Origin of the sequence: Moritella viscosa (assembly GCF_900120065.1) — a bacterium.
Taxonomy (GTDB): domain Bacteria; phylum Pseudomonadota; class Gammaproteobacteria; order Enterobacterales; family Moritellaceae; genus Moritella; species Moritella viscosa.
Window position 1 is genome coordinate 1 of sequence record NZ_FPLG01000110.1, and the last position, 12,504, is coordinate 12,504.

Annotated in this window: 13 protein-coding genes and 1 pseudogene; 11 read left to right on the top strand and 3 right to left on the bottom strand. The window is 37.9% G+C overall.

Features of this window, described 5'->3' with window-relative positions; all coding sequences use genetic code 11:
• From BT797_RS17110 to BT797_RS23880, 3 genes are all read left to right on the top strand, one after another.
• A partial coding sequence (locus BT797_RS17110; RefSeq protein WP_139292006.1) for an ester cyclase occupies positions 1-267 on the top strand: 267 nt, incomplete at its 5' end.
• A 749-nt stretch (positions 268-1,016) separates the two neighbouring features.
• A complete protein-coding gene (locus BT797_RS17115; RefSeq protein WP_075472938.1) occupies positions 1,017-1,814 on the top strand; it encodes a pyrroline-5-carboxylate reductase family protein in 798 nt (265 codons plus the stop codon).
• 510 nt (positions 1,815-2,324) lie between these two features.
• Positions 2,325-2,618, top strand: coding sequence for a helix-turn-helix domain-containing protein (locus BT797_RS23880; RefSeq protein ID WP_075472940.1), 294 nt, complete (start codon positions 2,325-2,327; stop codon positions 2,616-2,618).
• 198 nt (positions 2,619-2,816) lie between these two features.
• On the opposite strand, the gene BT797_RS17125 is transcribed toward BT797_RS23880, so the two are convergent.
• Complete coding sequence (locus BT797_RS17125) at positions 2,817-3,380, bottom strand: DUF4113 domain-containing protein (RefSeq protein ID WP_244893727.1); 564 nt, start codon at positions 3,378-3,380, stop codon at positions 2,817-2,819.
• Positions 3,381-3,461: 81 nt separating this feature from the next.
• Positions 3,462-3,601, bottom strand: a pseudogene (locus BT797_RS24310) (S24 family peptidase); the annotation flags it as partial.
• Positions 3,602-4,341: 740 nt separating this feature from the next.
• Between BT797_RS24310 and BT797_RS17135 the strand changes: the two are divergent.
• The 8 genes from BT797_RS17135 (at position 4,342) to BT797_RS17170 (ending at position 12,114) form a co-directional block, all read left to right on the top strand.
• Entirely contained in the window at positions 4,342-4,962 is a 621-nt protein-coding gene (locus BT797_RS17135; protein ID WP_075472942.1) for a hypothetical protein, read from the top strand.
• Positions 4,963-5,001: 39 nt separating this feature from the next.
• Positions 5,002-5,484 carry an SF0329 family protein gene (locus BT797_RS17140; RefSeq protein WP_075472944.1) on the top strand — a complete coding sequence of 161 codons (483 nt, stop codon included), beginning with the start codon at positions 5,002-5,004 and terminating at the stop codon, positions 5,482-5,484.
• A gap of 110 nt (positions 5,485-5,594) precedes the next feature.
• Positions 5,595-6,128 (top strand): hypothetical protein, encoded by a 534-nt coding sequence (locus BT797_RS17145; RefSeq protein WP_075472946.1) that lies wholly within the window; start codon positions 5,595-5,597, stop codon positions 6,126-6,128.
• Positions 6,129-6,250: 122 nt separating this feature from the next.
• Positions 6,251-6,703, top strand: coding sequence for an NUDIX hydrolase (locus BT797_RS17150; protein WP_075473013.1), 453 nt, complete (start codon positions 6,251-6,253; stop codon positions 6,701-6,703).
• Between the two features lie 194 nt (positions 6,704-6,897).
• Positions 6,898-7,551 carry a class I SAM-dependent methyltransferase gene (locus BT797_RS17155; protein ID WP_075472948.1) on the top strand — a complete coding sequence of 218 codons (654 nt, stop codon included), beginning with the start codon at positions 6,898-6,900 and terminating at the stop codon, positions 7,549-7,551.
• 839 nt (positions 7,552-8,390) lie between these two features.
• Complete coding sequence (locus BT797_RS17160) at positions 8,391-9,218, top strand: hypothetical protein (protein WP_139291697.1); 828 nt, start codon at positions 8,391-8,393, stop codon at positions 9,216-9,218.
• A 467-nt stretch (positions 9,219-9,685) separates the two neighbouring features.
• Positions 9,686-10,567, top strand: a complete 882-nt coding sequence (locus tag BT797_RS17165; RefSeq protein WP_045110833.1) for a LysR family transcriptional regulator — start codon at positions 9,686-9,688, stop codon at positions 10,565-10,567.
• A gap of 137 nt (positions 10,568-10,704) precedes the next feature.
• Positions 10,705-12,114 carry an alanine dehydrogenase gene (locus tag BT797_RS17170; protein ID WP_075472952.1) on the top strand — a complete coding sequence of 470 codons (1,410 nt, stop codon included), beginning with the start codon at positions 10,705-10,707 and terminating at the stop codon, positions 12,112-12,114.
• Between the two features lie 34 nt (positions 12,115-12,148).
• Here BT797_RS17170 and BT797_RS17175 read toward each other — a convergent pair whose 3' ends face one another.
• On the bottom strand, positions 12,149-12,502 hold the full coding sequence (locus tag BT797_RS17175) for a hypothetical protein (protein WP_045110831.1): 354 nt from the start codon (positions 12,500-12,502) through the stop codon (positions 12,149-12,151).
• Positions 12,503-12,504: the final 2 nt, after the last annotated feature.

Consider the following 12,504-nt stretch of genomic DNA (forward strand, 5'->3'; position numbering starts at 1 on the left):
GTACTAAAAGCATCGAAAGACTTTCGCAGTGTTGTCCCTAATCTTTCGGTTGATGTCGAGCACCTTTTAGTTGCCGGTGACTATGTGACAGTTCGTTACCGTTTCAAAGGTAACTTTACTGGAACAATGGGGAATATAAAAGGAAATGGACAACAAATCAATTTTAATGCTGTTGACGTATATCAAATAAAGAATGGTCAAATTTATAAAAACTGGCATTTAGAAGACTATGCAACGTTTAATCAACAGGTTAAAAGTGCTATCTAGTTCAAAGACAAATGAGATTGAGTATTGTAACAAAGCCGTTGTTGCATCTTTCACTCGATCAACTGCGTGTTTTCATGATTCTAATTGCCAAAAGGGACTTCCATGCTTTTCCATTACTATGCACTATTGGCTTTTCTTATGATCATAACGCCATGCATTTTTTTTATTAACAGTATTGTGATATACAATCGCCATTCAACGTAGACTTTTGAAAAGTAATACTATTACGATGGTTAGGCTGGATGGTCGAGGTTTAAAAATTGTGTGAAATAAAGTTTAGTCGTTGCTGTTGTCAAAGGCTGTTTGTTAAGGCAAGTTTAAAATGTCAAACCAACTGAGCATAACGCATGTTATGTTTAGTGGAAGTGAATGGAACCGCTTAATTCCTTCACGTCGCCTACAAAATCTAATGCATTACCTCGGCTTAGTACAATTGCTCTAGGTCGGTTATGTCCAGAAGTAAGATGGAACTGATTCATCAAGATTGTGAATACCAAGTGACTCTGTTGTTTTTATAATTATCAGGTCACTTAACAAACCAAAGCTGCATTCTAGACAGAAGAAGCCATTTAAACTTGAGTATATTTGGCGTATACAGACGTGTCTTGAGATTGAAGGTTATGTGATGGAACTAGCCTTTCTCTTTGTTTAAAAAGGAATTTTGAGGGGGGCTTAGAACAGGGCGTTATAGGAAATATGATAATATTTAAACTTTGATGCAATTAACAAACAGAAAAGGAGATTATAAAATGAGTAATAGAAACTGTGTATATTTAGGTGTAGGGAATATGGGCTTTCCGGTATTTAAAGCCACAGCCCCATATTTTCTTAAGTCATGGGATGTTACCGTTATCGACAAAAGCGAACAAAGGTTAAATCAGGCTAGAACTATTGGTGATATAAAAATTGAGGACTCATTACCTTCGGATATTGATATTTTATTTTTGGGTGTTAGACCTCAAGATTTACCTAACATTTCCTTGGGCACTAGTTCACCTTCACTGATTATTTCGATGATGGCGGGTGTATCATGTGCAGAAATCAATAAGTATTCACCTAAGTCAGCTGTAGTTAGATGCATGCCAAATACACCATGTGAAATTGGTGTTGGAATCACACCGATCTATTACACGGGAGAGCCCAATCATAACTATTCATCATTCATTGAATCAGCTCAATATCTAGGTGAATTGTTCTTTGTAGGTGAAGAACACCTTATCGACTCAGCTACAGGTATTAGCGCCGGTGGCCCAGCTTATATTATGGTTATTGCGGAAGCAATGATTAAGGCATCTGAAAAACTAGGGTTTAGCTATTCTGACTCAAAGAGATTGGTTGGAAAAACATTAGAAGGCAGCGGAAAGTTATTGCAGTTATCAGACAAGCTTCCAGAAACTCTTGCCCAAGATGTTATGACTCCAAATGGAACAACTGAGCAAGGTGTTAATGAATTAAAAAAACAAAATGTGGATACAGCCATATATAAGGCTCTTTTAAAGGCTTCCCATAAAGCTGAGGATATGTCTAACCCAACAAAGAGAACGTAGTATCCCTATAAAACACATGAGCCCTTCTCTGGTCAATAGGCAATAGCATTCTTTTGGCTGCGTCAGCAGCCATTGTTCTCGAAAAACAATGCCGTTTTCCCCAAATTTAACTTATCCGATGTAGGCTGATACAGGCGAAATTCATAATTAGAAATTATCCAAATGTGTGCTAGAAATGATTTTTGTGGCGTTCAAATATGTAGAATTGTAAATCTACACATTTGCTACGTAATATTTGTTTTATATCTTAACCTTGGCTTTAATTTATTGAAATAAAGTCATTAAATTCAATTTAGCCTTCATCTTAATGCATTCAACCGTGAGCCAGAAAGTAGAAATACGGAACAGGTGGATGGTGGCTTTGCTGCTTATGTTACCAATAGAAAGCTCACCATAGCTGAAATCAAGGAACCATGCAAGCTAACTGAATACGGGGAAGAAGTGCAGAAAAAAATGATGCCATCGACCTCGCAGAAGAGCTGGGTAACTTGTCTGAAGTGGCTCGAATAAGTGGATGCTCAAGGGGAAACATCTACAACAATTGACGCCTGCTTGAAACTCAGGGACCTCTGGCGCTGTATCCCTCGTCATACTAGTCGTATAGACCAAGATGTTGAAGATAAAGTCATCGAACTAACATTAGAAAAACCTCACCTGACCCAAATCCCTATCAGTAGTGAAATGATGAAAAGACACAACATATCAATCAGTCACTCGACAATTAGAAACATCTGGGTAAGAGAAAAGCGGAATACAAAGATGTTACGGATCGAGCGTTCAGAGGCATTAGCAAAAACACCATAGTAAAAATGAGGGGGGAGTGAGCTAGACTTTATAGTGAAAACGACAAAGTCCCACGGTAATTACTCCGTCTCATTCCCTCGGTAATTACATAGCCTAGCTAACTCATTGTGAATACCAAGGGACTTTGTCGTTTTTATAATTACCAAGGGAGATTGACGGATCTAATCATTATTTTCTTGTAAAGGTGACGAAGAGCGTTCAGCACTTTACCTTCGGTATACCCTGCCATTTGATTGTATATTGTGGTGTAAGCATTTTACGTCGCATGGCCCATTTTTGCTCTGTGCCTTGGGCACCTAAAAATACGGTATTATTGCCATATCTCTGATTGAGCTTATCGAACACCTGCATCAGGTTTTCATTATTTTGCTCAGAGTTGAATAAATATTTTTGTTCATGGGTACCATCAACTAAACCGATCAGGCCTACACCTATCTTGTAATACCTTACATCTTTATGGAACAGCTCTTTTGCTAATGGGGTTGCAGCTTTCGTTATTTGATCCACATCTGCAGTCGGGCATGGGAAATGATGAATCGCGCGGTAACTCGCTGGTTTTTCATCAAACGGAGAGCTTGCCGCAAAGCACAGCATTACTTTACACAATGAATGTTGCTTACGTGCTTTTAGCAATGCATTGCGCTTATTGTAGTGTACTGAGTTCTGTAATTCGTTCGCCGATACTGCGTGTAGAGTAAATTTGTTTTTATCAGCTCTGGCTGTATCCCAACTTTTACAAGGTAGCCCATTGCATTCTCGCATTGTGCGTTCAACTTCAATATGAGAACTCTTTGGGCGCTAAACCCGCGAGGGCATTCTGCAAGGTCTAATGCATTATTCAGTCCCACTGGCTTTACCAATAAAAGTGGAACTTGGATGTTCGATAAGAATTTTGTCTAAGGTACATATAAGCTGGCTATATTCAGCTGCAGGGCTTCAAAACTAGTGATACCGGTACTTGCATAGATTGGAATTACACTCATAACAAACACTATTTTTTATACAGTTTCTGTTTTAGGTTGGTGATAAGGAAAGCTCAAGACGTGAGGTTTATTCCACCATTTGATTTGAACTCCTCCAGGGGGAGAGAGATTAAATCTTACGGCTAAACTTCCGATAAATTCACTCCTCTTCGCCTACCGCGTTTTCGCAATTTTTCACGTTTTGGACACAGCGATGGACACGCTACTATAGCTCAAGCCTTGCCAGTAAAGGATCGAGACGATCATTTAAAGATCGCTAATGTCAAAGTTGTGACACCTTTTGACACAAAGTGACAAACCCTTCTGATTTAATTAGGCGACAAATTGCAACTTAGCCAAATCACCTTGGTTGAGCACCAATCCAAAGGCTTAACATATTTTATCATGCAGAATTTACCAACTGAGTTGATTATATTTATGCACTAAGAAAACGGCTAGACAGGGTGATTTTATACAGTGTTATTTGTATTTTGGTGAACGCAGTCTCGATTTGCCAAAAGGCAGTCAGGTTTATCTTGTAGTCTAAAATTAATGTCAATATAATCAGTTGCATAGCTAGTCTTATTTATAACTTATAAGACTAAATAAATAATTTACAGGACGACTCGCTTTCCCATAAACATGTAATTAATAAATTTGAAGTATAATCTTATTTTTCAATTGATTAATCTACTTTTATTGAGGCGAATTAATTTGGGGAATCGAGAGTCCTGTTATACGAATCATTGGAGTTATAGGTAGTGGAAATAATTGATAATATCAAAAGGATAAAAAGAGAAGCTGATTCACTACTAAACCGAACATCTGGAAGCATTTTAACTAGGTTCCTAACGGTTGTTTTCGTGACCAGTCTGATTCCCACTGCATACTTTTCTTATATAGATTATTTGCAAGGAGTGGTTAAAGAGCAGGATAAATTGGAGAACCGCGTTTCTGGACTAAGTACAGACATTAGCTTGCTTCAAGGCACAGTTTCAGTACTTAAGCTCTGCTTGAGCTCAAAGAAAGAAGGAAACGTAAATTCTGACTGGTACTGTGAGTCAGCTATTGGTGCTTATGAAGGCTCGTCAGAACATTGGCCGCCAACGCATAGAGAAGAAGTATTAAAACGAAATGCTATCGAGGCCATGTTAATAGACACTGAGTACTACCTGGGACTTAAAAGAAGTAAAGTGAAATCAGCGGGGGTCTCTAAGTCTAAAGAGGAAGTATTACTAGAAGCACTGCTGAACAGTAAGTCGATGTTTGCATTGATTACAGCTTTACTTATCGTTAGTGCATATATGTATTATCGATACTACAGCTTCTCTAAAAATGAGATAAATTCGTATAACAAGTCAAGCAAATCGGACGCTGAATAGCGCGCCGTTTCTTGAAGCGTTAGTTGCCAAGGAGACTTCATGCAGTGGTCTAAATTAAAAAGTAGAGTGGAAGAGTCTTTTGCGGATTGTATTAAAGGTCGAATTCAAATATTCACGACTGCGTATAGACGGCAAGATAATATATCTCGAAGTTGGGTGGTTATTGATGGCAAACAGGAAGTTAGTTTAACTGATGAGTCTTCATGGTGGGAACAAGGTGCATATTTTCACGAGCTAACACCAACTGATTGCTTGCAGCATAAATCTATTGGTAATGAAGAAAGAAGCGAAGGGCAAATTTACGAAAAAGGTGAGTTTAGTAGCTACGATTTTAAAATAATGGCATTTGAGTCATTAAATAAGTCTGCACAGGACTGCGTAGCTTCAGATCATCCGCTACTAAGAACATTAGGTGTTTTAAATAAAAAAACAGGTAAAGCTAAAGTTAAAGCTCTACTAAAAGATAAGCACCCTATGGTGTCCTATTTTGCTAAATTTCGTTGGGAAGCAGAAGCCAACTAACAAGAAAATCAAATTTCCGCTACCACCTTTGTGCAAAAACACGCTCAAAAGCCGCCAACAAAAATTTGCTCGTTGAGGCGGGCGTTATAACTCTATTGGATTACTGTTATATGAAAGTTTTGAGATACTTATTACTATTTACTTCATGTGTTAGTTACGCTGAAAAAATTTCAGTCGAAAATGTACAATTCCAAGAGCTAAACTCACTTTTATCTCTTGGGTTAACTTCAGTGGCAAATAACGAGGCTTCCGGTTGGTACTCGGTCAATCTACAAAAAAAGTTAGATGGCCCATTTAAAGTTGGTTATCAAAACTCTGGCTACAGTGACGAAATGGACACAAATTATGAGTTTAAAGATATTGTTGAGGGCTCATTCCTAAATGGTAATAAGGATGGGGGATGGAAGTTTATTTATGTCTACGATGATGGCGTGGATGTGTATGTAGACCAAACCATAGAAGTTCATTACTCTAACAATTTATGTGTAAAAAGTAGTTTTTCTGGTTCTATTGGACATCTAATGCCTAAAACCAAACATACTTTTAAAGACACTTCGCTATGTAACCCTAAAGCCATTAGTGATAAAGCTTGGGAGCTTTGGACTATCAAATACAAAGAACTTAAACGCAAAGGCGAGTTATAACAAGCAAATGAATCAGGACAAATAACAGTTGGTTTTTGCTCCTGCGTCGCTTATTTTAACCAACTGATATTTGTCCATTATTTTGGCATTAAATGACCTTTAGGATAATATGAGGAATGGAAATGATCCCAATTAGAAGTGCTGTTGTCTCAGGTGTCGCTTTGTCTGTTATTGATGGGCAAACAAAAATGCTTTTGATGAAAAGGTCTAAGGGTTGCTTTTGGTGTCATGTTGCTGGAAGCATTGAAGCCGATGAAAAAGGCTGGCAAACCATAATTCGAGAGTTTAGAGAAGAAACTGAGATTGAGGTTACTGAATTATATAATGGACAATACCTAGAGCAATTCTATGAAAGCAACCTTAATACAATAGAAATGATCCCTGTTTTTGTCGTCTACTGTAAGCCAAATCAAACGATTATCATTAATCATGAACATACTGAATATAAATGGTGCTTGTTAAGTGAAGCTATTGAACTTGCTGAATTTCCAGGCCAAGAATTACTTTACGAACATATATGGAATAATTTTGTTGAAAGTAAGCCATCAAAGCTCATGCGCGTGAACGTCATTTAATAAGGCTATTCACCGGAACTGCAGTCCTTCGTTTCAATTTATGCACTGCGCTGCCGCTCCATTAACATAAATTTCAATTACTGCCCGCTGTCCAGTGATAGCGGCGTTATCTTTTCAACTCTGGTAAGACTTGCTATCTTTATTTTTTAGTATAAATTTGAAGTCTAATAATTTATAACTATATGAAATTAAAAATGAATAAAGAATCCACCGTTGCTGGACAAGCTGTCTACTCGAAGAAAGTACTCTCAATATACGATTTCTGGGTTTTAGGGGTCTCAAATAACCATTTTTGGAAATGCCCAACTAAATTTATTAGTGAGCAGTTTTCAATGTTAGTTTCATCTAACCATTTAGATGTTGGCGTTGGCTCGGGCTATTACCTTAAGAATTTTCTACCTCAAACAACAAAACGTATCGCTTTGCTAGATTTGAATGAAAATAGTCTTGATACAACCTCAAAAGCAATTAATCATTTTCAACCTGAAGTTTACTGTAGGGATGTACTTGAACCTCTTGAATTAAGTATCGAAAAATTCGACTCAATTAGTATTAATTATTTGCTTCATTGCTTACCTGGAAATCTAATTGATAAAGGCGTTATGTTTAAGCATCTAAAGAGCCATCTGAACGATGGTGGCGTACTGTTTGGTAGTACAATTTTGGGTAAGGGTGTGAAACTGAACTTTTTCGCTAAAAAATTGATGGGTGTTTATAATAAGAAAGGCATATTTAGCAATGACAACGATGACTTAGACTCATTGGAGGCATCGTTAAACGAACACTTTACCGATGTAAAAGTTGAAGTGATAGGATGTGTTGCGTTGTTCTCAGGTAAAAAAATATAGCATATAAGAATAGGTGTCGCGCAGGCGATACCTTATTCTAGTGTTGAACAAGCCCGAGCCCTTCTTTATATAGTAAATTACGTATTTGAGCTTGGTGGGTACTTCGTCTTTCGGCTAGGTCGTTCGCGTAATGCCAACATATCTTATAAATCATCGCCATTTTGTCGCCGTGAATTTAAATTACGCACTTAACCTATTGATTTAAAACGGCTTAAGTTGTCGGTTATATATCCCTGAGTCACTTACGGTATGTGCTATTGTCGTAGTCGTAAATAATCCAAGGTTATTCACGTAGGGTGGCGCACATTAAAGTACAAATTATAAAAGGTGATTAGGTTCTTAATATTACAGCTGAAACTCTTAGGTTTTTCGCGTGTAGTTCAACCAAAGTTAAATCAAACCTGATAACTTTTGTGTGTCGGGTTTTGACGAACAGACATGATGGTTTTCCTAGAAAAGCCTACTTAACCCGCTAGATTAATATCGTCAGTACTTGTTTCACCGTAGCTCAACCTAGACATTAACAGAGGTTTTATAATGAGAATATTTTTCAAACACAGCAGTAAAAAATAGTACATTGTCAGTTCTGACTGAATCTCAAATGATTTCGCTCGGCTATATTACTCAAGTATTATCTAGGAAGGCTCTCAGATCATTTAAGGATTGCTAATGTCAAAGTTGTGACAGGTTTTGACACAAATTGACAAGCAATTTAGTAGGTGCCTTGGCTGAATTGATATCATTGTGATCAATGGTTAGCATAACCAAATGCAATAGAACATTTAAAGAGAGAATTGGTAACTAAGCTCTTTACTGATGTTATAGGCTTAGATATGTACATGAATACTATTAAAATAATTTTTGGATTGTTAGTAAATTTACAAAATAATAACTTTGTAAGTAACTGTGAGTGTATTACTATTGGGGTATCGACCTTAAGTCACATGGAAGTAATAGTACTCTTTATGAAAAAAATAAAATTAATTTTAGCAGGAGTTATTTGTGTTCTGTTATCTGGGTGTGCAACTGATAGTCTGCATATTCAGCTCACACCTGATGAAGACAGTTTAGTCGTTCTGAAAGATAAATCTGAAACAGTATATATTTTACCGAGCTCTTTTAATGTAGAGGATATTACTTTTCGTTCATATAACTCTAAGGTTTCATCATCTACATATGAAAAGCTTTTTTGGTACTTTGAACAAGATACTTTAATTGTAGAACGACGTACTGATAATGGGGGCTCTGGTTCTAGTGTTGTTTATGAAATTGAGCGAAAAAGATTACCTGATTCTCACAAAGTTATTTTTGTACCCAAACTTGAAAAAAAACATCAGGATGGATTGGTGCTTCCTTACGCTGTTCCCCAATTTGATATTAACTTATTTCTAGCAACTACTTATTATAAGCATGAGTTTGAAGTTGATTCTGAGTATACAGCTGAAGCGATTAAAAGTAATTTTAAACGCGAGTTCAATGATAAGCATGTATTAGATTTAGATAATGCAAGGGTAGAATTTTCTGTTGAGGTATATCCATATAGAAAAGGCTCGAAGGCTGTTATTCAATTGAATATAAAAACCATTCCGTCACATAATTCACTGATTAATATTGAGGCGCTGTATGAGAAAATTGAACTGCGACTAACTTCTGTTATTAACGCATAGGACTAAAAATCGTGCAATTTTATTCTGTTAAAGTTGTAAAGTTACCTGTCAGTATTTAGGCAACTTATTAGCGGGAAACTCATCTAAAGGCGCGATAATTTTAATAATGACAGTCTACTTTACTGTAGACTGTCTGCTAAGCTTAACCAGCCCCCTTAATATTATTACTCCCCTCCATACTCACAAATTCAAAGTATCAAGAAACACCGGTACCTCACACCTGCAGATCATAATCATAATCAGTATTATTACCTTCTGCTATCACTATCGATGCCGCTATTTCTGCCGCGGTTTAAAATAAAACGGCAACGGTATCTTGATGTTCAAACCAATGAATTGATGTGGGTAGAGTGGACTATCTTTGGTTAAGGCTTTAATCATTATAAATAGGACTATTTATGCTAAATTAGGTCTTGTTAGGATTGAATGTTTACTTCAATAGCGATAATGCGAAAAGGTAGGTAGTGATGGACTGGATAATATGTGTGCGTAGTTATATCAAAGTCGTGGAAGAGGGTAGCTTTAACGGTGCAGCTTATCAGCTTAATACCACGGGATCAGCGATCAGTAAGCGTATAAACTGGTTAGAAGAGAAGGTGGGTGTGCAGTTACTTAAGCGAACTACGCGATCACTTGATCAAACCGAAGCTGGGCAGCTATTTTACCAACGGTCACGATTACAACTTGATCAGTGGATGTCGCTGGTGGACGAAGCGCGTTCGGTAAACCAAACGCCGACTGGGATATTAAAGATTGGCGCGACAACTGCGGTAGGCTCTAAATTCATCATTAAGTACTTAAATGACTTCTTGCTCATGTATCCTAAAATTAAAATACAGCTGTTGACCACATCACCAGGGCAAATGCCCGAGACTTATGTCGATGTTTTTATTAGTCGTGATTTAGAACAGTTAAATTCGCATAACTATAAAGCTATTGAATTGTTTAAAAACGACGCTAAGTTTTTTGCTTCGCCTGACTATATCGAGAAATATGGTAAGCCTGAAACCATTGATGATCTTGAATCTCATAACATGCTAATTTGGGGGGAAAGGCCAATACGAGAAGTGAAGTTATCGACGGGTAATCGCATTACGCTACGTGGAAACTTTGCTACGACCAATCCTGAGGCTTTATTTTATGGTGCCAAATGCGGTATGGGGGTCTTACTTGCAAGTAAGAAAATGCTTGAAGATTTAACCGAGGTAGGGGAGTTGCTTCCCGTATTGCCTGAGCTCACTGTCGATCACGGTTCGGTGTGTGCTTACTACCCAACCCTTGATTATGAACATACTCGTACGCAGTTATTTATCAAATATTTAAAAGAAAGAATACAGCTAAAGGGGTAGGTTTTGGTTTTTCCTGCTGTGTTGCAGTGTTAAAAATTGCATAAATATGTTTTTGTGGTTTTTTGATGTTGAGACTTTTGAGTGGTCAATGTTTCATGCTACTAATATTCCTTTGTTGCATTAGGAAATATACATTTATGTTAGATAATTCAGCACGTTATTCATCCATTGCACTGGCTAAAGAAATTGAATCACCTGAGAATCCAGAAGGGCTAGAGAAGCGCGTTGCTTTGATACCGAGTGATGTAGGTCTGCTTGTTCAAGCGGGTATTAAAGTTTATGTTGAGTGCGGTGCTGGCGATGGCGTTGGTTTTAGTGATGACGAATATTTAAAACATAGTGCGATTATGCAAACGGCAGAGCAAATTTATGTGAATAAATCATTAATTATTAAATTTAAAGGTCCCGCGCTTGCCTCTGTAGAGCAAATAAGAGAAGGCTGTACTTTATTCTGTATGGCTCATTTTCATTCCTACCCAGACCGCGCTAAATTGCTGCAAGATAAACGTATTAACGTTATTGCGATGGAAGAAATACATGAGTCACCTAAGTATGAACCTGATCATAAGATCCTTGCTCGTGTAGCGATGAATACGGTATTAACCCCTTTTATCAATGATCAAAGTATAGGTGATTTACAAGTCAGAGTTATCGGTTGGAGTGAACGATTACGAGGAGGTATAAAGCGAGCTGGAAATCGTTCACCGCGTTCATTACGGGTCATTCAACCGACACTTTCATATGATGAGCTAGATGTTGTAGGTCCTAATGCGCTGTATTTCTATGATAGTCAGACCTTTAACGATCAACAAGACATATTGCTACAGCTACACAATGCGGGCACTCATCTTTTTGATGTGACTGAATTTGAACGTGAGCATGGACAACAAGCAATGTCAGCTTACCGAGACAGCCATCCACCACTCGAATTTGGCTTACGTCGTATTAAATGTTTGCATGAAACAGGTCAAGCCGGTGCTAGATATGGGGTGTCGTTGTTGAAAGAGCATAAACCGTCTGTGAATATTCGCAATATTAAAGCCGTTATCCTTGGTTATGGTAATGTTGGGCAGGGTGCTTTAGATGAATTACATCAACAGGGTGTAAAACATATCCATGTGTTAGGTCGCGCGCAGACCGCAAAAGAGAGTATCGGTTATTGGCTAAAAGATGCTGATATCGTCATTAATGGTGCCGAACAGCCTTCGGAGCTTAGAGGCAAGAATTTCTTAATCAGCAACCAGCATGTGAAAGAATTAATACCTGACAATTCTGTCGTTATCGATTTAGTGGGTGGCAGTGCGACTAACCGTAGTCCGGTAGAACCTGTGATTAGCTGTAGCTTCTTGACTCAGCCTTATTTTATTCAAGACGGTGTTTTGATTTCATCTTTATGGGGTTGGCCAATGATGGGCATGATGCGTGAAACGGCGATACGCTACTCAGGTCAAATTACCGACGTATTGATTGGTCGTGAGAAATTGATTGATGGGCTCGATAAACTAACGCCAGGTGTGAAACGCGCTTTGGTTTGTGGCCCATTTTAATCACAAAACCCCACACGTGGTGGGGGATTGGTTATTATTGTGAATACAAACTGCGTATTGGTTCTAGTTCAACGTATTCAATAACAGTATTTTTGACCAGTTTTTGAATGGACAGATTATCTGCAAATACAATCAGGATATTACGCGTTGGTATCACATCAACGATAGCGAGATCATGTTTCTTCACTAGTGCTGTTGCTGCACCTTCCGCTCCTTTTTGGTATTTCACATAATACCGATTCAACCTGTTTTCCTTTGTTATTTTGGTTATACCTGTTAACTCTGTCATTTGCGTGGAATGATGTGAATAACTCACCGGAACCACGAGTACCAGAGCCAAAAAAATACCGACATATCGAAGTTGAAAACGAACCCCTTGCTTTGCCATAG